The sequence below is a fragment of the Microbacterium sp. genome (assembly GCF_035687345.1).
Lineage (GTDB): Bacteria > Actinomycetota > Actinomycetes > Actinomycetales > Microbacteriaceae > Microbacterium.
On record NZ_DASRXZ010000138.1, the window covers coordinates 1 to 20,983 of the forward strand.

Consider the following 20,983-nt stretch of genomic DNA (forward strand, 5'->3'; position numbering starts at 1 on the left):
CCGAGCAGCAGAGGCACGACCTCGATCGACTCGGTGTAGAAGATCGCGATGATCGCGATCGCGATGAGGTCGTCGACCACCGCGAGCGTGAGCAGGAAGATGCGCAGCGGGCTCGGCAGGTGGGAGCCGATGATGGCGAGCACCGCCACCGCGAACGCGATGTCTGTCGCCGTCGGGATGGCCCAGCCGCGCAGCAGCTCGGGGTCGTGGAAAGTGATGAGCACGTAGAACAGCGCGGGCACGGCGACGCCGCCCGCCGCTGCCAGCACGGGCACGATCGCCGTGCCGATGCGGCGCAGGTCACCCGCGACGAATTCGCGTTTGAGCTCGAGCCCGACGAGGAAGAAGAAGATCGCGAGCAGCCCGTCGGAGGCCCACTGCCCGACCGTCAGCTCGAGATGCCACGGCGCGTACCCGATCTCGAGGTCGCGCAGATGGAAGTACCAGTCCGCCCACGGCGAGTTCGCCCACGCGATGCCGATCGCAGCCATGATGACCAGCAGCGCGCCACCGACCGTCTCGCTGCGCAGCACGCGCAGGATGCGCAGTGACTCCGCATAACTGCCCCGCTGCGGGAAGCTCGGCGCCTCGGCGGGGCCACGGTCCGGGTCGGCTGAGGTCATCCACGCTCCGATTCGATCGACGAACGGTGTCGACCCAGCGTGCCGATCCACCTCCTCCAGGTTACTAGCCGCGTGGTGGGCGCCGATCGGCGCGCGTCCCGCCGAGCGGGCGCCCTACTCGTTCGGTCGGCGGGTCGCCGCATCCGTCTCATGCAGGTGATCGCGGTGCTTCTGAGCCTGACGGCGCTTGGTGATGAGGTCGATCGGGCCGGTGACGGTGAGCTCGTCCTCCCACACGGTGATCCCGCGGACGTCGGGCAGGCGATCCCTCGTGAAGACGGGGTCGCGGCCCTCGCGCCGCTGCATCGTGTAGTCCTTCAGCAGGCGGATCGCGATGCCCGACAGCAGCGCGATCGCGATGAGGTTCACGAGCGCCATGAAGCCCATCGCGCCGTCGGCGAAGTTCCACACGAGGTCGGCCGACACGATCGCGCCGAGGAAGACCGCGATGACGGCGAGGATCCGGTACACGAGCACGGCCGTGCGCCGGGGCGTGATGAACTCGATGTTCGCCTCGCCGTAGTAGTAGTTCCCGAGGATCGAGCTGAAAGCGAGCAGGAAGATGATGATGCTCAGCAGCACGTTCGACCACTCACCGAGCGAGCCGACGATCGCGCCCTGGGTGAGGCTGATGCCGCGCTCGGCGTTCGCCAGATCGGGGACCGAGACGAGGACGATGAACGCGGTGATCGAGCACACCAGGAACGTGTCGAAGTAGACCCCGAGCGTCTGCACGAGACCCTGCTTGACCGGATGCGTCACGGCCGCCGTCGCTCCGGCGTTGGGAGCCGACCCGAGGCCCGCTTCGTTCGAGAACATGCCGCGCTTGACGCCCGTGAGGATGATGTAGCCGAGCGAGGCGCCGAGAATCTCGTTGGGGCCGAACGCCTGCGTGAAGATCGCGGCGAACACCTCGGGGAGTCGCTCGACGTTGAGGGCGACGATGACGAGTCCGAGCAGCAGATACAGCAGCGCCATCACCGGCACGAGCGTCTGGGTCACGGATGCGATGCGGCGCACGCCCCCGAAGATGACGAGCGCCATCAACACGGCGAGCGTTCCGCCGATGAGCCACGGCAGCCATGCCGCCGAGTCGGCCCCGAAGCTCCCCGAGATGGTCGCCTGGATCGTGTTGGCCTGCAGCGAGCTGAACGCGATCGGGAAGCAGATGATGAGGATGATCGCGAACACGATGCCCATCCATCGCGCGCCGAGCCCCTTCTGCATGTAGTACGCGGGCCCGCCGTGGAAGCCCTCCTCGTCGCGGACCTTGTACAGCTGCGCGAGCGACGACTCGATGAACGCGGATGCGCCGCCGATGAACGCCATGAGCCACATCCAGAACACCGCACCGGGTCCACCGATCGCGATCGCCGTGCCGACGCCGGCGATGTTGCCCACCCCGACGCGCGACGCGGCCGAGATCGTGAACGCCTGGAACGCGGAGACCGATTGCGGCTCACCCGATTCGTTCCTCGGCGTCTTGTCGGTCAGCGTGCGGAACATCTCCGGGATGAGCCGGAACTGCACGACGCCGGAGCGGATCGTGAAGTACACGCCGAGCACGACCACGACGGGCAGGACGATCCACGTCCAGAGGTTGTCACCCCAGGTCAGGAGCCATTCGTTGACCTCATCCATGGGGTCAGTATGGCGACGGCTCCCGCGCCGCGCGAGGGGTCTCGCCGCGGCATCCGGTGTCAGTCGAGCCGTCGATCGCCCGAGTGACGGGCCAGGCTCGCGGCGTACCGCTCGGTGAGCTGCACCATGAGGTCGGGCGTGTCGCGGTCGAGTCCGAACACGTAACCCGGGAAGTCGAGCTCGCGCTGCGCGGCCCAGATCTCGTCGTGACGGTCGGGCGAGAGGATCTGCGCCGGGTCGCCGACGGCCACCCACCCGATCGGCACGACGGTCTCGGGCGGGAGCACGGTGCGCAGGTGCACGACCGCGTTGATGCGCACCTCGCTGCGCTCGCCGATGCGCGCGCCGTTGAAGACGCGCGTGCCCGTCGCGAGGAACACCTCGTCGGCGATCGTCGCGCCGCTGATGCTCGCCATGGGGCCCACGAGGACATGGGATCCGATGTGCACCGGGTTGACGGAAGTCGCTCTGATGAGCGCGTTCTCCATGACCACGACGTTCTCGCCGAGGGTGATCGCGCCGCCTTCGCTCGTCACCACGGCGCCGTGCAGCACCTGGCAGCCGGGGCCGATTCGGACGTCGCCGCTCACCACGGCCGTCGGGGCCACGACGGCCTCCGGATGGATGCGGGGCTGCGCGCCCAGGTGCTCGAACCGCACTGTTCCTCCCTCGGTCAGCGCCAGCGTAGCGCCGCCGAGGCTGAACGGATGCCCCCGCGAGCGCTCATTCACCGCGCGCGCAGCCGCGCGACCTCGGCCTCGAGGTCTTCGACGCGTCGGCGCAGCTCGATGACCATCCGTGCGCCCGCGAGCGAGACGCCGTCGTTCGTCAGGTCGATGACCTCGCGCAGCCGCGCGATCTCGTTCTGCGTGTACCGGCGCTGGTTCCCCTGCGAGCGGCTCGGCTGGACGACCTCGAGGTCGTCCAGCCGGCGCAGCTGCGCGACCGGCACGCCGAGCACCTCGGCGACCTGCCCGATCGTGTAGAACGGCACGTCGGACCCGGTGACGGGACCATCGCCGCCGCCCTCGGGCACCGCGCGCGCGTCGTCGCCGGTCATCGCGATCCATCCTCCTCATGCGCCGCGTCGGACTCACGGGTCACCGTGCCGCTGCTGCCGTCGGCACGCACGCTGTGGGGCTGCTCCTCGAAGCGGAGCTTGTCGATCGACACCGAGCCGACCCGCCGTGGGGTCGCGCCCACATCCAGTCCGCTGCCGGAGGGCTCGAGCCCCAGGGCGATCCGCAGCAGCTCGAACGGCACGGCGGCGGCCCATGCCTGGGGAGAGCACGACGTCGGGTAGCGCACCGGCACAGGCTGGTCGGAGCGGTCGAAGCCGCAGAACAGCTCCGGGAGCCGGCCGTCGAACGCCGTCGCCGCGTCGAGCAGGCCGTCGCTGATGCGCTGGGCGTGATCACGGAACCCGTATCGCGCCAGACCGGACGCCACCAGGGTCGAATCATGCGGCCACACCGACCCGTTGTGGTAGCTGACGGGGTTGTACCGCGCGTTCGACGTGCCGAGGGTCCGCACCCCGTACCCGGTGAACATCTCGGGACTCAGCAGCCGGTCGGCCACGGCCGCCGCCGCCGCGTCGGGGACGATGCCGGTCCACAGGCAGTGCCCCGCATTCGATGCGATCGCGTCGACCTGCCGCTTGTCGCCGTCGAGCGCAAGGGCGTAGTACTCGTGCTCGGGCATCCAGAACGCCTCGTGGAAGCGCTCGCGCAGGCGTTGCGCGCGATCGCGCCATCGGCTCGCGGCGGTTCCGTCGCCGCGACGCTCCTCGAGCTGAGCCATCGCGAGCAGCGCCGCGTAGCAGTACCCCTGGACCTCCGCGAGGGCGATCGGCCCGCGTGCCTGCCGTCCGTCGGCGAAGCAGATCGCGTCGACGGAGTCCTTCCAGCCCTGATTGAGCAGGCCCCGATCGGACGTGCGCTGGTACTCGACGAAGCCGTCGCCGTCGCGGTCGCCGTACTCGATGATCCAACGGGCCGCCGCCTCGGCGGCGCCGAGCAGCGGCTCGATCTGCTCCCACGGAACACCCCACCGCAGCGCGTGCCCGAGCAGCATGAGGAAGAGCGGCGTCGAGTCGATGGATCCGAAGTAGACGCTGTTGCCGCCGAGGGCGAGGGACCTGTCCGCTCCGCGGCGCACCTCGTGCAGGATGCGCCCGGGCTCCTCCTCGCTCATCGGGTCGAGCTTCGTGCCCTGCATCCGCGCCAGCGTGCGCAGCGTGCCCATCGTGAGGTCGGGCGAGAACGGCAGCGTCATCCAGCCGGTGAGCAGCGAGTCGCGCCCGAAGAGCGCCATGAACCACGGAGCCCCCGCCGCGACGACGTCGTCGTCGGGGTACGCGGGATCGACGATGCGCAGGGCGCCGAGGTCCTCCTCGCTCCGTGAGAGCGCACGAGACAGGGCGGGATCCTCGACGCTGATGTCGGGGATCGAGTCACGCCAGCCCTGCATGCGACGGGCGGGCACCGTCTGCTCGACGGCCGTGTGGAGAGGGAACGGCGCCGCGATCTCGTCGCCGCTGACGCTCGCCACCACTTCGACCCGCGTCGACCACGTACCGTGCGCGGGCACGACGGCGGTGAACCGCAGCCCCTGCTCGGTCGCGGTCGCGCCGGGTGCGCTCACACGGATGCCCCGGCCGTCGCCGTGCTCGGTCCACACGAGCAGGTCGGATCCGACCGGGCGCCGCCGGACTCCACGACCTGCGACCGGCCTGTTCTCCTTCACCTCGAACAGGTCCGCGAAGTCGCAATCGACGAGGAGGCGCAGCTCGACACCGGCCGGCTCCTGCCCGTAGTTGCGCAATGTGATGTCTTCGCGCATGCCCGAGCCGACGTAACGGTGACGCTCGACGACGACGGTGGGCTCGACCTGGCCGGGCCGCACGGGGGCACGGCCCACGAACTCCGCCTCGAACGGCTCGACCCGCGTGGCCGCGAGAGGCTCGACGTCGTGCCCGTCCACCTGCAGCACCCACGTCGAGAGGATCCGGGTGTCGTGGACGAACAGCCCTTGGCCGTGGGCGTCGTGCAGGTCGCCCGACACACCGCTCACGCAGAATGACGCGCCCTCGACGAGTGTCACCTGTGCGCCGGCGACGTCGATCGCATCGCGAGACGCGTGCTTCATCGTCACCTCCGATGTATGTGATATAAAATCTGTTCGTCGAGTTGGAGGTTTTACGACACTCATCATACAGCTTTCTTGACGCCCGCGCCGGTGCGGCGCAGACAGAGGGAGGTTGCATGTCTGAACTGATGGTCTCCGACGACGCGGACACGAGGATCGAAGCCCCTCGGTCACCGCTGCGGATCGGGATGGTCGCGCCGCCGTGGTTCGAGCTGCCGCCGCGCGGCTACGGAGGGACCGAGGCGGTCGTCGCGTCGCTGGTGGACGGGCTCGTCGACCGCGGCCACGAGGTCGTGCTCGTGGCATCCGGCTCACATCGCACCAAGGCCACCCGCTTCCACCGCGTCTACGACGTTCCGCCCACCGAGCGACTCGGTGAGCCGGTCCCCGAGGTCGTGACGGCCGCGGAGGCGGCGCGCGTGCTCGCCGAAGCCGACGTCGACCTCGTGCACGACCACACACTCGCCGGACCGCTCGTCGCGCGCGGACGCGCCCAGCCCACCGTCGTCACGGCGCACGGCCCCGTCGCGGGCGAGGACGGGCATTACTTCGAGACGCTGGGCTCGAGCGTCGACGTCGTCGCGATCTCCGACGCGCAGCGCCGGCTCAACCCGAACCTGAACTGGGTCGGCACCGTCCACAACGCGATCGATGTGTCCTCGTTCCCCTACCGCGCCGACAAGGACGACTACGTTCTGTGGCTCGGCCGTTTCAGCCCGCAGAAGGCCCCGGATCTCGCGATCGAGGCCGCCCGCGCCGCCGGCCGGCGCATCGTGCTCGCCGGCAAGCTCAACGAGGCGCCCGAGCGCCGATACTTCGAGGAGCGGGTCGCGCCGCTGCTCGGCCGGGACGCGGAGTATGTCGGCGAAGCCGACGCGAGCATGAAGCGCGAGCTGCTCTCCGGGGCACAGGCGCTGGTCTTCCCGATCCAATGGGAGGAGCCGTTCGGCATGGTGATGATCGAGGCGATGGCGTGCGGCACGCCCGTCGTGGCGCTTCGGCGCGGCAGCGTGCCGGAAGTGGTCGCCGACGGCGTGACGGGCGTGATCGTCGACGATGCGGCCCGGCTGCCGGACGCGATCGCCCGTGCGCAGGAACTCGACCCGGCCGCGTCCCGCCGACGCGCGGCCGAGGACTTCGACGTCCCGGTGATGGCCGAACGCTACGAGCGGGTCTACCGGATGCTGGTGGAAGGCACGCGCAGCATCCGCGATCTCACCGCCGTCGATGCGGCCTCCCAGGCAGCCGGCTGACACGGCTGTCCGCCCGTGGTGACGTGGCTGCCGGCGCCGCGCGCACGCGCGGCAGCCACGTCGCCGCGGTGCCGTTGCGTGTCGGAATGCTCAGAGGTCTCCGCCGCCCGCTACCGCTGAGTGAGCACTCTGTTCAGTTCACGGCGGTCGTCCACGAGATGGCGGGTAAAGTAGCCGGGTTCGGATCGCTCCGACCGGCGCCCCGTTCGCGGGCGCGATGCTCCACCTCAGAAAGCTCCACCACGTGACTGAATCGCTCGTCGCCCTGCCGCCCGTCGTCCGCGAGGTCTTCGAGACCGTCCGAGCCCGCAACCCGCACGAGCCCGAGTTCCAGCAGGCCGTGCACGAGGTGCTCGACTCGATCGTGCCGGTGCTCGAGCGTCATCCCGAGTTCGTCGACGGCGGCATCGTGGAGCGGATGGTCGAGCCCGAGCGCCAGATCATGTTCCGCGTGCCGTGGGTGGACGACAACGGGAAGCTCCACGTCAACCGCGGATTCCGCGTCCAGTTCTCGTCGGTGCTCGGCCCCTACAAGGGCGGCCTGCGATTCCACCCGTCGGTCAACCTGTCGATCATCAAGTTCCTCGGCTTCGAGCAGATCTTCAAGAACGCGCTCACCGGGCAGGGCATCGGCGGCGCGAAGGGCGGCAGCGACTTCGATCCGCACGGCCGGTCCGACGCCGAGGTGATGCGCTTCTGCCAGTCGTTCATGAACGAGCTGTACCGCCACCTCGGCGAGCACACCGACGTCCCCGCCGGAGACATCGGCGTGGGTGCGCGCGAGATCGGCTACCTGTTCGGCCAGTACCGCAAGATCACGAACCGCCACGAGTCCGGCATGTTCACCGGCAAGGGCGTGCAATGGGGCGGCGCAGAGGTCCGCACCGAGGCGACCGGCTACGGCGCCGTGTTCTTCGTGCAGAACATGCTCGGCGTGCACAACCAGTCGATCGCCGGGCGCCGCGTGGCGGTGTCGGGGTCGGGCAACGTCGCGATCTACGCGATCGACAAGGCGTACCAGCTCGGGGGCGTGCCGGTGACGGCATCCGACTCGTCCGGCTACGTCGTCGACGACGCCGGAATCGACCTCGGCCTGCTGCGCGAGATCAAGGAGGTCGAGCGCGGCCGCATCTCGGAGTACGCCGCCCGCCGCCGCGGCGCGCGGTTCGTCGAGGGGCGCCGCCCGTGGGAGGTGCCGGTCGAGGTCGCGATCCCGTCGGCGACGCAGAACGAGATCGACGAGGACGACGCGAAGGCCCTCATCGCGAACGGCGTGCGCGCGGTCGCCGAAGGCGCGAACATGCCGTCGACGCCCGGCGCGATCGCCGCTTTCCACGAGGCGGGGGTCCTCTTCGGGCCGGGCAAGGCCGCGAACGCGGGAGGCGTCGCGACGTCGGCGCTCGAGATGAGCCAGAACGCGTCTCGCCAGCGCTGGAACTTCGCCGACAGCGAGTCGAAGCTCCGCGCGATCATGGCCGACGTCCACGACGCCGCCTTCCACGCGGCCGAGCGCTACGGGCGCCCGGGCGACTACGTCGTGGGCGCGAACGCCGCCGGGTTCGAGCGGGTCGCGCACGCGATGCTCGCACAGGGCGTCATCTGACCCGTTGCGGTCGCCGTGGTCTGATCCGCCTGTTCTCGACACGCCCGCCGCGCCGAGAACGGATGCCGCGCGCCGGAGTTACCGTCGAGCCATGACCAGAACGTGGAACGACGGGCCGCCGACGCCCGTGCGCGACGCCGAGGTCTGCCCCGTGTGCGCCTCGACCGACGTGCGCGTCGTGGACCAGGGCTGGTTCGTGCTCGAGCTCGAACGCGGCGACGAAGTGCGCTCCGACGGAGCGGTGGAGTTCTCGTGCCGCGACTGCGGCGCGCACTGGGAGTGACGCCGCGCGTCAGCGGCTGAGGCGGTTCACTCCCCCGCGGCGGCAGACGCCGGCGCCGATACCTGCTCGGGGAACAGCTGATCCAGCAGATGCCCGACCCACGCGATGAGCTCGGTGTCGCCCACGAGCGCGCCGTCGGCCGTCGGCAGCGGCACGACGAGGGCTTCGCCGCCCGCGAGGATCTTCGCCTTCGGGTGCAGTCGCTGGAGTCGCACGCGGATGGAGTCGGGCAGGTTCGCCGGGGCGATGCGCAGGTTCGGACCCATCGCGACGACATCGGAGAGACCCGCCCGTGCGGCTCGCCGCCGGAGCCGCGCGACGGCGATGAGCCCCTCGACCTCGGCGGGTGGCTCGCCGTAGCGGTCGCGCAGCTCCTCGAGCACGAGATCGATCGCGTCCTGCCCGTCGGGCTGGCGGGCGGTGGCGGATGCCGCGGCCGACAGCTTCTGGTACGCCTCGAGTCGCAGGCGCTCGCTGTCGATGTAGTCCTCGGGGATCCGGGCCTGCACGGGCAGCTCGAGGCGAAGCTCGGTCGGCCCCTCGGTCTCTTCGCCGCGGAACGTCGCGACGGCTTCGCCGATCATGCGCAGGTACAGGTCGAAGCCGACGCCCGCGATGTGGCCGGCCTGCTCCGCGCCGAGCAGGTTGCCCGCGCCGCGCAGCTCGAGGTCTTTCAGCGCGACCTGCATGCCGCTGCCGAGGTCGTTGTTGACGGCGATCGTCTCGAGCCGGTCGGCGGCGGTCTCGCTCAGCGGCTTGTTCTCGTCGTACAGGAAGTACGCATACGCGCGCTCGCGCGCGCGGCCGACGCGTCCGCGCAGCTGGTGCAGCTGCGACAGGCCGTACTTGTCGGCGCGGTCGATGATGATCGTGTTCGCGTTCGAGATGTCGAGCCCGGTCTCGACGATCGTCGTGCACACGAGCACGTCGGCCCGGCGTTCCCAGAAGTCGTCGACGACCTGCTCGAGCTGGTGCTCGCCCATCTGCCCGTGGGCGACTGCGATTCGCGCTTCGGGCACGAGCTCGGCGAGGTGCGCCGCCACTCGCTGGATCGACTGCACGCGGTTGTGCACGTAGAAGACCTGGCCCTCGCGCAGCAGCTCGCGACGGATCGCGGCCGCGATCTGCTTGTCGTTGCGCGGCCCGACGTAGGTGAGGATCGGATGCCGATCCTCCGGCGGCGTCTGCAGCGTCGACATCTCGCGGATGCCGGTCACCGCCATCTCGAGCGTGCGCGGAATCGGGGTCGCGCTCATCGCGAGGATGTCGACGTTGGTCTTGAGCTTCTTCAGCTGGTCCTTGTGCTCGACGCCGAACCGCTGCTCCTCGTCGATGATGAGCAGCCCGAGGTCTTTGAAGGAGACCTTCTCGGTCAGGATGCGGTGGGTGCCGATGACCATGTCGACCGTGCCGTCGGCGAGCCCCGCGATCGTCTCGCGCGCCTCCTTGTCGGTCTGGAAGCGCGACAAGGGCCGCACTTTGACAGGGAAGCCCGCGAACCGCTCGGTGAACGTCTCGATGTGCTGCTTCACGAGCAGCGTCGTCGGCACGAGCATCGCGACCTGCTTGCCGTCCTGGATCGCCTTGAACGCGGCGCGGACCGCGACCTCCGTCTTGCCGAAGCCGACGTCGCCCGACAGCAGGCGGTCCATCGGGATCGGCTTCTCCATATCGGCCTTGATCTCGTCGATCGTCTGGAGCTGGTCGGGCGTCTCGGCGAACGGGAACGCCTCTTCGAGCTCGCGCTGCCACGGCGTATCCGGCCCGAACGCGTGCCCCTTCGCGGCCATGCGCGCCGAGTAGAGCTTCACGAGCTCGACGGCGATGTCGCGTACGGCCTTGCGCGCGCGACCCTTCGCCTGGGCCCAGTCGCTGCCGCCCATCTTCGAGAGGGTCGGCGTCTCGCCGCCCACGTACTTCGACAAGAGATCGAGCTGGTCGGTCGGCACGAAGAGCTTGTCGCCCGGGTACCCGCGCTTCGACGGCGCGTATTCGAGCACGAGGTACTCGCGCACGCTCTTGACGGGGTTGCGTCCGCCGCTCGAGACCTCGCGCTGGGTCAGTTCGACGAACCTCCCGATGCCGTGGGTCGCATGCACCACGTAGTCACCCGCCTTGAGCTGCAGCGGATCGACGACGTTGCGCCGGCGCGACGCGAGCTTCTTGACGACGCGGTTGTCGCTGCCGATCGTGCGTCCGTAGAACTCCGCCTCGGTGAGCACCGCGAGCTTCGCGTCCGGCGCCTGGAACCCGCGCTCGAGCGGCGCGACGACGAGGTGCGCGACGCCGGGCTCGGGCGGCTGCAGCACGTCGTCGACCTTGCGTGCGGCGATGCCGCGGTCGGCGAGCACGTCGCGGGCGCGTTCGACGAGCCCGACACCGGATGCCGCGACCACGATCCGCCATCCGTCGGCGAGCAACTGCCCGACGTGCTCCGTCGCGCCGTCGACGTTCCCGTGGAACGACGGCACGCCCGAACCGGGCACACGCACGGCCGAGGCCTCTTCGAGCGCGACGGCGTCGGCCTCGTACTCCGACTCCTCCGCCTCGCGCAGGGCGGCTGCGGCATCCGCCGCCCCGGAATCGAAGCTGCTCAGAGTCCACCACGACGCGCCGCGCGCGTGGGCGGCTTCGCGCAGGCGAGACAGCGTCACGAAGTCGCCCGCGCCGAGGTCGACCGGTGTCTCTGCGCCGACGGCGGCGGCGCTCCACGCGGCCTCGAGGAACTCGCGGTTCGTCTCGCTCAGGGTGAGCGCGCGCGTCACGGCGCGCTCGGGGTCGACCACGGCGACCGCCGCGCTCTCGGGCAGGTAGTCCGCGAGCGTCACGAGCCCGTCGACGAGGGCGGGCAGCAGCGACTCCATTCCCTCTGCGGGGATGCCCTCGGCCATCTTCTCGAGGATGCCGCGGACGCCCGGGAACCGATCGACGAGCTCGCGTGCACGCTCGCGCACGCTCGGCGTCAGCAGCAGCTCGCGGCCGGCGATCAGCTCGACGTCGTTCACGGTCCCCGGCAGCGAGCGCTGGTCGGCGACGGAGAACGCGCGGATCTCGTCGACCTCGTCGCCGAAGAACTCGACGCGGTACGGATGGTCGGCGGTCGGCGAGAAGACGTCGAGGATGCCGCCGCGCACCGCGAACTCGCCGCGACGAGACACCATGTCGACGCGGTGGTACGCGAGCTCCACGAGCCGCGCAGAGATCTCGGACAGGTCGTGCCCGCGGCCGCCTACGACGAGTCGCACGGGCTCTTCGTCGCCGAGACCGGGGGCGAGCGGCTGGATCGCACCACGCACCGACGCGGTCACGATGAGCGGCGTCTCACCCGCCCACCGGGCGATCCGCCGCAGCACGTCGAGACGGCGGCCGACCGTCTCGGCGCTGGGGCTCAGACGCTCGTGCGGCAGCGTCTCCCACGCGGGGAACGCGAGCACCTCGGCGCCCGGCACGAGCGCCTCGAGCGCGGGGCCGAGCGACTCGGCGCGGCGGCCGGTGGGCGCGATCACGAGGAGCGCGGGAGGCAGGCCCGCTTCGCGGCGGCGCTCGAGGAGCGCAGCGAGCAGTGGCGCGTCGAGCCCGTCGACGAGCGAGAAGTCGGCGTCGGCGGATGCCGCAGAGCCGGCCTTCTTCGAGTCCGAACCGGTGGCCGCGGCGACGGCCTCCCGGAACGGCTCAGCCTGTTCGAGGGCGCGCACGATCCCGGGAACTGTCACTGAACGAGTCTACGCGACCCCTCCCCCACGCTCTCCGCGGCGCTGCTTCGGGCTCATAGGATGTGACCGTGAGCGACCCGGCCGACACCCCTCCGACGGCACCCGTGCCGCCCCCCGTCCCGCCGCGGCCGGCGCCGCCGGTCCCCGGGCAGTCGGCCTCGCCCGGACAGGGTGAGCGGCCCCTGCAGGTCGGGCAGCCGCCGCGGACGCCACCCGGGTATCCGGGGCAGCCGGCGCACCCGGGTCAGCCGGTCCCACCGGGTGAACCCGCATACCCCGGTCAGCCGTCCTCTGCCGGCGGATCCGCGCGCCCCGCTCCGCCCCCGCACCCGGGCTACGCCCCGGCTCCGGGCTACGGCCCACCTGGACACGCTCACCCCGGCGCACCGTCGCCCTACGGCGCACTCGCGCCGACGCAGCCTCCCGGTGCGGCGTGGGCACCCCCGTACGCCCAGCCCGCCGCCCGCGCTCCTCAGACCGCTCTCGCGGCGACGACGCCCGCCCGACCGACGTCGGCCGTCGGGACGATCGCGCTCGTCGCGGGACTGCTCGCCGCCGTCGTGGCGCCGATCGCGGCATCCGTCGCGTCGTGGCAGATCGGCGTAGGCGTCGGCGCCGAGCAGGCGAGCATGCCGACCAGCGCGCAGTTCGACCCCTCGGTCTTCGTCCCCGTGCGCGACTGGGTGCTGCTCGGCGAGGTGTCGTTCTGGCTCGGCACGCTCTTCGGCCTGTGGGCGCTCGTGCAGGGCATCGTCGCGATCGCGAAGAACCGCGGGCGCGGAGCCGGCATCGCCGCCGTCGTGCTCGCGGCGATCGGACCGTTCGTGTTCGCGATCGCGGTGGTGATCTTCCTGTCAGCCGGCCTCGCCGCGGGCGCCGGCGTCACCTGAGCCGAGCGGCTCGCCCGGCGCGCTCAGACGCGCGGCGCGTGATGCTTCTGCTGCGCCGCGAGAAGCCCCTCGCCGACGAGCTGCTCCACGGCGTCGGCGGCGTCGGACAGCAGCATCGGCAGACTCTTGCGTTCGGACGCGCCGAACGGGTCGAGCACCCAGTCCGCGGGATCCTGCCGGCCGTTCGGGCGGCCGATGCCCACGCGAACACGGGCGAAGTCGTTCGAGCCGAGCGCCTTCGCGACGTCGCGCACGCCGTTGTGGCCGCCGTGCCCGCCACCCGCCTTCAACTTGATCGTGTCGAACGGGATGTCGAGCTCGTCGTGCACGACGACGACGCGCTGCGGGTCGATGCCGTAGAACTTCGCGAGACCTGCGACGACCCCTCCCGAAACGTTCATGAACGTGTTCGGCTTGGCGAGGATGAGCTTCGGGCCACCCGGGCGCAGCCACGTCTCGGCGACCCGCGCGTTCGCCTTGTGCGTGCGGAAGGTCTCGCCGCGGCGTTCGGCGAGCTCGTCGAGCACGAGCTGGCCGACGTTGTGCCGCGTCAGCTCGAATCGCGGTCCGGGGTTGCCGAGCCCGACCACCAGCCACGCGTCAGCCATGGTTCACATCCTGCCTCATCGGACGCCCGGCGATCGGACGCCAGGTGTGCGAAAAGGGGGCGCGGCGATCCGCACCCCCTTTCCGAACGTCTGCCCGACGGATCACTCCGAAGCGGACTCCTCCTCGGCGGGAGCAGCCTCTTCGCCGGCCTCGGCCTGCTCGGCCGCGAGCTCGGCGTCGGCCTCGGCGATCTCCTCGTCGGCCGCGATCGTGGCGGCCGGGATCGAGATGGCGACGACGAGCGTCTCGGGGTCGGCCAGGAGAGTCGCGCCGGACGGGAGCTTGAGGTCGGCGGCGGTGATGTGCGTGCCGTCCTCGAGGCCCTCGACATCGACCTCGATGTGCTCGGGGATGCGGGTGGCCTCGACTTCGAGTGCGATGGTCGCGGCGTCGAGGTTCGCGATCGTGCCGGCGAACGGCTCGCCGAGGACGACGACGGGCACGTCGACCTGGACCTTCTCGCCCTTGCGCACCACGAGCAGGTCGATGTGCTCGATGACCTGGTGCACCGGGTCCTTCTGCACGTCCTTCACGAGGGCGAGCTGCTCCTTGCCGGCGATGTCGAGCTCGAGGACCGCGTTCGCGCGGCGGACGAGCAGCGACATCTGGTGGCCCGGAAGGGCGACGTGCACGGGGTCGGTGCCGTGGCCGTAGATGACGGCGGGGATCTTGCCGGCGGCGCGGAGGCGGCGGGCGAAGCCCTTGCCGAAGTTCTCGCGGAGCTCGGCCTTGACCTTGGTGTCGGTGTCGGTCGACATGATGGATTCTCCTTGCGGGCCCACGGGCCCAGATGTGGGGTCTTTTCAACTCGAACGCGAGCGCGTGAGGAAGCCGTGAGCCTGCATCACCGCGTCGATAACGGATGCCCCTGCCGCCGCTGCGGGCGATTCCAGGCATCCCTCGCCGAAGTTCAATCCTCAAGTCTACCAGGGGCACCGGCACGGCCTTGACCGCCGCCTCCCGCTAGCATGAGGAGCGACCCACCTCCGCGTCACGCGGAGCACCACCGCCCGGAGGATTCGATGGAGTACGGCTTCCTGTCCCACGTTGTCTTGTGGATCGTCGGCGCGATCGCCGCCGTCGGCACGATCGGCACGGTGCTCGCGTTCTGGTCGATCGGCCGCGCGGCCTACCGCAAGGACTGACCCCCGGCGAGCCGTTCCACCGCGAGCTCCACGATCTCGCCGGGCGCCCGCTCACCCGGCACCGCGAACCCGCTCTCGTCGTTCGTCACGTGCTCGAGGATCTCGAGCTGCGAGTCGAGCAGCGCAGGCGGCATGAAGTGGGTGCGGCGCCGCATCCGTCTCTCCAACTCCGCCCGTGAGACGACGAGCTCGACGAACACCGTGCCGGGTGCTTCTGCGCGGATGCGGTCGCGGTAGCGACGCGCGAGCGCGGAGCACGCGATGACGATGCCGTCCTCCGCCTCGTGCAGCACCGCGGCGACGTGGTCGAGCCACGGCATCCGGTCCGCGTCGTCGAGCGGTGTGCCGGCCGCCATCTTGGCGACGTTCTCAGCGGGGTGCAGGTCGTCAGCGTCGACGAACCGCAGGCCGAGGCGCTCCGCGAGGAGGGAGCCGACGAGCGACTTGCCCGACCCGCTCGGACCCATCACGACGACGCGCGCCTCGACCATTCACCGACCGTAACCCAACGGATGCCGCGCGGCCCCCACCCGCTAGCCTGGAACCCAATCCGTTCCCCTCTAGGAGCCCTCGTGTCTTCGAACGATTCCGCCGAGCCCACCCAGATCTCCACCGACGACGCGCAGGCACCGCACGAAGCGGCGACCGAGCACGAAGGCGCCCCCGAGCCGCAGGACGTCGAGCGCCCGGCTCCCGAAGGCGGCGAGGAGGCCCCGTCCGAAAGGGCCGCGGTCGCCAACATCGGCGTCGTCGGGCTCGCCGTGATGGGATCGAACCTCGCGCGCAACCTCGCGAGCCGCGAGGGCAACACCGTCGCGGTGTACAACCGCAGCCACGAGAAGACCGACACGCTCGTCGCCGAGCACCCCGAGGCGGGTTTCGTGCCCGGCTACTCATATGAGGAGTTCGCCGCGTCGCTCAAGAAGCCGCGCACCGCGATCATCATGGTCAAGGCGGGCGCGGCGACCGACGCCGTCATCGACGAGCTCATGCGGGTGTTCGAGCCGGGCGACATCATCGTCGACGGCGGCAATTCGCTGTTCACCGACACGATTCGCCGCGAGAAGGCCGTGCGCGAGCGCGGCTTCAACTTCGTCGGCATGGGCGTCTCGGGCGGCGAGGAGGGTGCATTGCACGGCCCGTCGCTCATGCCCGGTGGTCCCGACGAGTCGTGGGTCACGCTCGGCCCCATCCTGCGCTCGATCGCGGCGGTCGCAGAGGGCGAGCCGTGCGTCACGCACATCGGGCACGACGGCGCCGGCCACTTCGTCAAGATGGTGCACAACGGCATCGAGTACGCCGACATGCAGCTGATCGCCGAGGCGTACGACCTCATCCGCCGCGGCACGGGCAAGACGCCCGCCGAGATCGCCGACATCTTCGCGGAGTGGAACCGCGGCGAGCTCGAGTCCTACCTCATCGAGATCACGGCCGAGGTGCTGCGGCAGATCGACGCCGCGACGGGCAAGCCTCTCGTCGACGTCATCCTCGACCAGGCGGGCGCCAAGGGAACCGGCGCGTGGACGGTGCAGACGGCGCTCGACCTGGGCGTGCCCGTGTCGGGCATCGCCGAGGCGGTGTTCGCGCGGTCGCTGTCGAGCCACCCCGAGCAGCGCGCGGTGTCGCACGACCTTCCCGGACCCGAGGAGGCGTTCTCGGTCGACGACCTCGACTCGTTCGTCGAGGACGTGCGGCTCGCGCTGTACGCGTCGAAGATCGTCGCGTATTCGCAGGGCTTCGATGAGATCCGTGCGGGCGCTGCGCGCTACAACTGGTCGATCGACCTCGGCGCTGTGTCGAAGATCTGGCGCGCGGGCTGCATCATCCGCGCGCAGTTCCTCAACCGCATCGCCGACGCGTATGCGGCCGAGCCCGACCTGCCCGTGCTGCTGACGGCGCCGTACTTCGTCGACGCACTCACACGCGCGCAGAGCGCGTGGCGGCGCGTCGTCGCGACGGCGGCGGCCGCGGGCATCCCCTCCCCCGCCTTCTCGTCGTCGCTCGCGTACTACGACGGCCTGCGCGCCGACCGCCTGCCGGCTGCCCTCGTGCAGGGGCAGCGCGACTTCTTCGGCGCCCACACGTACAAGCGGGTCGACCGCGACGGCACGTTCCACACGCTGTGGTCGGGCGACCGCACCGAGGTCGAGGCCGAAGACACGCACTGACCCGACAGCAGCAGGTTCCGGCCCGACCCCAGGATTCGGACCGGAACCATCACCACCTGCGGGTCAGGCCGCGGCCGGGACGACGTTGTGGGTCCGGCAGAAGATGTTCTGCGGGTCCCACTCGCGCTTGATCGCCGCGAGCCGCGCGAGCGTGTCGGGCGAGTACATACGGGTCACCCACGCAGGATCGGTCGACACGGTGAAGTTTCCGTACGACCCCTGCCCGAGGGACTCGATCGCGTCCCACGATTCCTGAGCGGCCGCGCGGGCGGCGTCGTCGAGCATTCCGGGAACGTCGAACGCGCCCGCCATCGCGAACCAGGTGGCGTCGCGTGCGGGAAACGGCGTGTCGGCCTGCGCCACGTCGCCGTACGCGCCGCCCAGTGACCGCAGCAGCACGACGGACGCGGGGTTGGCCTCGCGGAACGCGACGAGCTTGTCGATCGCGTCGTCGTCGAGCTCCTGCAGGAGGGTGTTCCCGCCGATGAATCCCGGCATCGGCTGGTCGGGCTCTGCCTCGGGCGTCTCCATGAGGATGTCGGGGTAGTCGCGCGCCTCGAGCTCGGCGACCGTCACGCCATCGAGCTCGATGAGCGGCGCGAGCACCGCGCGGGCCGCGTCGACGTCACGACCGACCCAGACAGCCTGGATCGTGGCGCCCGCGGGCGCGTTCGGGTCCATCGCCGGCACATCGGAGTACGTCACCGTGAGTGCGCGGGGGGCGTCGGCGAGGACGTCGCGCAGCACGCGGATCACAGGCCGCGGGTCTCCCTCGAGCGCGAGCGTCGCGAACACGACGCCGTCGAGCGGGTGGGCGCGGAAATCGAAGCGCGTGACGACGCCGAAGTTTCCGCCTCCGCCACGGAGCGCCCAGAACAGGTCGGGGTGGGACGACGCCGACACCTCGACCACATCGCCCGCCGCGGTAACGAGCTGGGCGCCCACGAGCTGGTCGACCGCGAGGCCCCACTCGCGCACCATCAGGCCGATGCCGCCGCCGAGCGTGAGCCCTCCGACGCCGACCGACGACGTGTCGCCCGAGCTGATGGCGAGGCCGTGGTTCGCGAGCTCGGCCGCGACGGCACCCCACGTCGCGCCTCCGCCGATGCGGACGAGGTCACCCTCCACGGTGATCGACGAGAGCGCCGACATGTCGACCGTCACGCCGCCCGGCACCCCGCCCCACACGCTGTGGCCGCCGCCGCGGACCATGACGGGTTGGTGTTCAGCCCTCGCGAGCCGGACCGCGGCGCGGACGTCGTCGACGCTGGATGCCCGGACGACAGCCATCGGCTCGCCGATGCCGGAGTGGAAGCGACGGGCGTCGTCCCACTCGGGGTCGCTCGCTGTGACGACCGCCCCGGAGACCTCTGTACGCAGCTGTTCAAGAGTCATGCGCGTCACACTATGACCGGCCACCGACACAGCGGCGGGCGTTCGCGCTGAGCGAATCGGGCGGTGCATCCGTCACGCCCTCTAAGGTCGATCCGTGAGCAAAGCACGCATCCTCTTCATCGGCGGCACCGGCACGATCAGCGCGGCATGCGTCGCCCGGGCCGCCGCGGCAGGCCACGACGTCACGGTGCTCAACCGCGGGACGGGCCGACGACCCCTGCCCGACGGCGTCCGCGTCCTGCGCGCCGACGTGCGAGACGCGGCCTCGGTGCGGTCCGCGATCGGCGACGAGACCTTCGACGTCGTGTGCGAGTTCCTCGCCTTCACGGCCGACCACGTGCGCGCCGACCTCGAGCTGTTCGAGGGGCGGACGGGCCAGTACGTGTTCATCAGCTCGGCGTCGGCGTACGACACCCCGCCCAAGCACCTGCCCGTGACCGAGTCGACTCCGCTGCGCAATCCGCACTGGCAGTACTCGCGCGACAAGATCGCGTGCGAGGACCTGCTCGTGGGCGCGTACCGCGAGCGCGGAGTGCCGATCACGATCGTGCGGCCGTCGCACACGTACGACGAGCTGCTGCTGCCGACGTCGGGCCACTGGACCGACATCGCCCGGATGCGCGCGGGAAAGCCGGTCATCGTCCACGGCGACGGCACGAGCCTGTGGACCCTCACGCACAGCGCCGACTTCGCCGTCGCCTTCACGGCGTTGCTGGGCAACCCGTACGCGATCGGCGAGACGTTCCACATCACGGGCGACCATGCGCCGACGTGGAACCAGATCTACGGATGGCTCGCGGATGCCGCGGGCGTGCCCGACCCGCAACTCGTGCACGTGGCATCCGAGACCGTCGCCGCCTTCGCACCCGACCTCGGACCCGGCCTGCTCGGCGACAAGGCCCACTCGATGGTCTTCGACAACGCGAAGGTCAAGGCGCTCGCGCCGGACTTCCGCACGACCATCACGTTCGACGAGGGTGCGCGACGGATCATCGCACACTACGACGCGCATCCCGAGCTGCAGGTCGTCGACGACGACCTCGACGCCGCGTTCGATCGCATGGCGGCGCACGCGGCGTCGGCCGGGTCGCGCTGACCCCGGTGCTCACAGGTCGCGCATAGCTCGCTCCATAGGAAACGCATAGCTACGCGCGCACAATGGGGGCATGACGACCCCTGCCCTCCACCGCCCCGACGGCACCGCGCTGCGCGTTCTCGTGGTCGACGACGAGCAGATGCTCACCGACCTCCTGTCGATGGCGCTGCGCATGGAGGGCTGGGAGGTGCGCACGGCCGCGTCGGGCTACGAGGCGCTGCAGGCGGCGCGCGAGTTCCACCCCGACGCGATGGTGCTCGACATCATGATGCCCGACCTCGACGGCATGTCCGTGCTGCAGCGGCTCCGCAAAGGCGGAGACGACGTCCCCGTGCTGTTCCTCACCGCGAAGGACGCCGTATCAGACCGCGTCGCAGGGCTCACCGCCGGCGGCGACGACTACGTCACCAAGCCCTTCAGCCTCGAGGAGGTCGTCGCCCGACTGCGCGGCCTCATGCGCCGCGCGGGTGTCGCACACGCGGCCGGCACCGAGCCGATCCTGCGCGTGGGCGACCTGTCGCTCAACGAGGACAGCCACGAGGTCATCCGCGATGGCGTCGAGATCGAGCTCACCGCGACCGAGTTCGAGCTGCTGCGGTACCTCATGCGCAATCAGCGCCGGGTCGTCTCGAAAGCGCAGATCCTCGACCGCGTGTGGAACTACGATTTCGGCGGGCGCTCGAGCATCGTCGAGCTCTACATCTCGTACCTGCGCAAGAAGATCGACGCCGGCCGTGAGCCGCTCATCCACACCGTGCGCGGCGTGGGGTACATGATCAAGGCCCCGCAATGACCGCCGCGCGGCGGCCGTGGACGCTGCAGCGCCGCCTCATCGTCACGGTCGTGGCCATCACGTCGCTCATCATGGTGCTCGTGGGCGTCGCGACGAGCGCGATCCTGGGCACGGTGCTCGAAGAGGGCCTCACCAACCGGCTCTCGGCGACGACGGCCCGCATCGTCTCGCTCGCCCGGCCTCTCATCGTGGGCGGGTTGAGCGCGGAGGAGATCCTGCGGCAGCATCCGCAGCAGCCCGGACTCCTGCTCGCGGTCGTGACGCCGCCCGAGAGCCCCACGGCCGCGGTGACCGAGGCGGACGGCACGGTGACCGCCCTCACCGGCGACCAGATCCGCGAGCTCGCGTCGGGTCTCCGCGCCGACGGCCCGCTCGTCGTGACGCTCGACGACGTCGGCACGTTCCGCGTCGTGGGCGAGGCCGCGGGGCCCTCCATCGTGGTCGTCGGCCTGTCGCGCGACGAGGTCGCCGCCACGATCGGCCGCATGCTCGTCACGATCGGGCTGCTCACCGCGGGCGGCCTCCTCGTGCTCGGAACCGCGACGGCGTGGGTCATCCGGGCGGGGCTGGCGCCGCTGCGCGCGGTCGCCGACACGGCTGAGGACGTCTCACGGCTGCCGCTGT

General features: G+C 70.7%; 18 protein-coding genes and 1 pseudogene. 9 read left to right on the forward strand and 10 right to left on the reverse strand.

What is annotated here, in order from left to right:
• From VFF97_RS16230 to VFF97_RS16250, 5 genes are all read right to left on the reverse strand, one after another.
• Positions 1 to 623, reverse strand: a 623-nt coding sequence (locus tag VFF97_RS16230; RefSeq protein ID WP_325034543.1) for a Na+/H+ antiporter NhaA, incomplete at its 3' end; no start/stop codon positions are given.
• A gap of 114 nt (positions 624 to 737) precedes the next feature.
• A complete protein-coding gene (locus VFF97_RS16235; protein ID WP_325034544.1) occupies positions 738 to 2,264 on the reverse strand; it encodes an alanine/glycine:cation symporter family protein in 1,527 nt (508 codons plus the stop codon).
• A gap of 59 nt (positions 2,265 to 2,323) precedes the next feature.
• Positions 2,324 to 2,923, reverse strand: a complete 600-nt coding sequence (locus VFF97_RS16240; RefSeq protein ID WP_325034545.1) for a gamma carbonic anhydrase family protein — start codon at positions 2,921 to 2,923, stop codon at positions 2,324 to 2,326.
• A gap of 68 nt (positions 2,924 to 2,991) precedes the next feature.
• Positions 2,992 to 3,324, reverse strand: coding sequence for a MerR family transcriptional regulator (locus tag VFF97_RS16245; RefSeq protein WP_325034546.1), 333 nt, complete (start codon positions 3,322 to 3,324; stop codon positions 2,992 to 2,994).
• Positions 3,321 to 5,411 carry a glycogen debranching N-terminal domain-containing protein gene (locus tag VFF97_RS16250; protein ID WP_325034547.1) on the reverse strand — a complete coding sequence of 697 codons (2,091 nt, stop codon included), beginning with the start codon at positions 5,409 to 5,411 and terminating at the stop codon, positions 3,321 to 3,323. Before VFF97_RS16250 ends, VFF97_RS16245 begins: the two co-directional genes overlap by 4 nt.
• 116 nt (positions 5,412 to 5,527) lie before the next feature.
• On the opposite strand from VFF97_RS16250, the gene VFF97_RS16255 reads away from it, so the two are divergent.
• The 3 genes from VFF97_RS16255 (at position 5,528) to VFF97_RS16265 (ending at position 8,550) form a co-directional block, all read left to right on the forward strand.
• Positions 5,528 to 6,664 carry a glycosyltransferase family 4 protein gene (locus tag VFF97_RS16255; RefSeq protein WP_325034548.1) on the forward strand — a complete coding sequence of 379 codons (1,137 nt, stop codon included), beginning with the start codon at positions 5,528 to 5,530 and terminating at the stop codon, positions 6,662 to 6,664.
• Positions 6,665 to 6,908: 244 nt separating this feature from the next.
• Entirely contained in the window at positions 6,909 to 8,267 is a 1,359-nt protein-coding gene (gdhA, locus tag VFF97_RS16260) for an NADP-specific glutamate dehydrogenase (protein ID WP_325034549.1), read from the forward strand.
• A gap of 91 nt (positions 8,268 to 8,358) precedes the next feature.
• The gene (locus VFF97_RS16265) at positions 8,359 to 8,550 is read left to right on the forward strand and encodes a hypothetical protein (protein WP_325034550.1); all 192 of its coding nucleotides are present in this window, start codon (positions 8,359 to 8,361) and stop codon (positions 8,548 to 8,550) included.
• A gap of 26 nt (positions 8,551 to 8,576) precedes the next feature.
• Here the strand turns inward: VFF97_RS16265 and mfd are convergent, their stop codons facing one another.
• Positions 8,577 to 12,263, reverse strand: a complete 3,687-nt coding sequence (mfd, locus tag VFF97_RS16270; RefSeq protein ID WP_325034551.1) for a transcription-repair coupling factor — start codon at positions 12,261 to 12,263, stop codon at positions 8,577 to 8,579.
• 68 nt (positions 12,264 to 12,331) lie between these two features.
• On the opposite strand from mfd, the gene VFF97_RS16275 reads away from it, so the two are divergent.
• A complete protein-coding gene (locus VFF97_RS16275) occupies positions 12,332 to 13,153 on the forward strand; it encodes a hypothetical protein (RefSeq protein ID WP_325034552.1) in 822 nt (273 codons plus the stop codon).
• Positions 13,154 to 13,176: 23 nt separating this feature from the next.
• Here the strand turns inward: VFF97_RS16275 and pth are convergent, their stop codons facing one another.
• The gene (gene pth / locus VFF97_RS16280) at positions 13,177 to 13,761 is read right to left on the reverse strand and encodes an aminoacyl-tRNA hydrolase (protein WP_325034553.1); all 585 of its coding nucleotides are present in this window, start codon (positions 13,759 to 13,761) and stop codon (positions 13,177 to 13,179) included.
• A gap of 102 nt (positions 13,762 to 13,863) precedes the next feature.
• On the reverse strand, positions 13,864 to 14,520 hold the full coding sequence (locus tag VFF97_RS16285) for a 50S ribosomal protein L25/general stress protein Ctc (RefSeq protein WP_325034554.1): 657 nt from the start codon (positions 14,518 to 14,520) through the stop codon (positions 13,864 to 13,866).
• A gap of 264 nt (positions 14,521 to 14,784) precedes the next feature.
• Here VFF97_RS16285 and VFF97_RS16290 point away from each other — a divergent pair, with 264 nt between their 5' ends.
• Entirely contained in the window at positions 14,785 to 14,907 is a 123-nt protein-coding gene (locus VFF97_RS16290) for a hypothetical protein (protein ID WP_325034555.1), read from the forward strand.
• Here VFF97_RS16290 and VFF97_RS16295 read toward each other — a convergent pair.
• Positions 14,892 to 15,398, reverse strand: coding sequence for a gluconokinase (locus VFF97_RS16295; protein ID WP_325034556.1), 507 nt, complete (start codon positions 15,396 to 15,398; stop codon positions 14,892 to 14,894). The genes VFF97_RS16290 and VFF97_RS16295 overlap by 16 nt on opposite strands.
• Positions 15,399 to 15,479: 81 nt before the next feature.
• Between VFF97_RS16295 and gndA the strand changes: the two genes are divergently transcribed.
• A complete protein-coding gene (gndA, locus tag VFF97_RS16300; RefSeq protein ID WP_325034557.1) occupies positions 15,480 to 17,075 on the forward strand; it encodes an NADP-dependent phosphogluconate dehydrogenase in 1,596 nt (531 codons plus the stop codon).
• 63 nt (positions 17,076 to 17,138) lie between these two features.
• Here the strand turns inward: gndA and VFF97_RS16305 are convergent, their stop codons facing one another.
• Positions 17,139 to 18,470 (reverse strand): FAD-binding oxidoreductase, encoded by a 1,332-nt coding sequence (locus VFF97_RS16305; RefSeq protein WP_325034558.1) that lies wholly within the window; start codon positions 18,468 to 18,470, stop codon positions 17,139 to 17,141.
• A gap of 94 nt (positions 18,471 to 18,564) precedes the next feature.
• Between VFF97_RS16305 and VFF97_RS16310 the strand changes: the two genes are divergently transcribed.
• The 3 genes and pseudogenes from VFF97_RS16310 to VFF97_RS16320 all read left to right on the forward strand — a co-directional run.
• On the forward strand, positions 18,565 to 19,566 hold the full coding sequence (locus tag VFF97_RS16310) for an NAD-dependent epimerase/dehydratase family protein (RefSeq protein ID WP_325034559.1): 1,002 nt from the start codon (positions 18,565 to 18,567) through the stop codon (positions 19,564 to 19,566).
• A 70-nt stretch (positions 19,567 to 19,636) separates the two neighbouring features.
• Positions 19,637 to 20,359, forward strand: a complete 723-nt coding sequence (locus tag VFF97_RS16315; protein WP_325034560.1) for a response regulator transcription factor — start codon at positions 19,637 to 19,639, stop codon at positions 20,357 to 20,359.
• Positions 20,356 to 20,983: pseudogene (locus VFF97_RS16320) on the forward strand (two-component sensor histidine kinase); the annotation flags it as partial. The gene VFF97_RS16315 and the pseudogene VFF97_RS16320, both read left to right, overlap by 4 nt.

Excerpts from the sequence above, each read along its gene's own strand:
- VFF97_RS16290 (WP_325034555.1), top strand. The coding sequence starts at position 14,785 with ATGGAGTACGGCTTCCTGTCCCACGTTGTCTTGTGGATCGTCGGCGCG.
- VFF97_RS16255 (WP_325034548.1), top strand. The coding sequence starts at position 5,528 with ATGTCTGAACTGATGGTCTCCGACGACGCGGACACGAGGATCGAAGCC.
- VFF97_RS16315 (WP_325034560.1), top strand. The coding sequence starts at position 19,637 with ATGACGACCCCTGCCCTCCACCGCCCCGACGGCACCGCGCTGCGCGTT.
- VFF97_RS16285 (WP_325034554.1), bottom strand. The coding sequence starts at position 14,520 with ATGTCGACCGACACCGACACCAAGGTCAAGGCCGAGCTCCGCGAGAAC.
- VFF97_RS16295 (WP_325034556.1), bottom strand. The coding sequence starts at position 15,398 with ATGGTCGAGGCGCGCGTCGTCGTGATGGGTCCGAGCGGGTCGGGCAAG.
- VFF97_RS16245 (WP_325034546.1), bottom strand. The coding sequence starts at position 3,324 with ATGACCGGCGACGACGCGCGCGCGGTGCCCGAGGGCGGCGGCGATGGT.
- pth (WP_325034553.1), bottom strand. The coding sequence starts at position 13,761 with ATGGCTGACGCGTGGCTGGTGGTCGGGCTCGGCAACCCCGGACCGCGA.
- VFF97_RS16235 (WP_325034544.1), bottom strand. The coding sequence starts at position 2,264 with ATGGATGAGGTCAACGAATGGCTCCTGACCTGGGGTGACAACCTCTGG.
- VFF97_RS16250 (WP_325034547.1), bottom strand. The coding sequence starts at position 5,411 with ATGAAGCACGCGTCTCGCGATGCGATCGACGTCGCCGGCGCACAGGTG.
- VFF97_RS16305 (WP_325034558.1), bottom strand. The coding sequence starts at position 18,470 with ATGACTCTTGAACAGCTGCGTACAGAGGTCTCCGGGGCGGTCGTCACA.
- VFF97_RS16265 (WP_325034550.1), top strand. The coding sequence starts at position 8,359 with ATGACCAGAACGTGGAACGACGGGCCGCCGACGCCCGTGCGCGACGCC.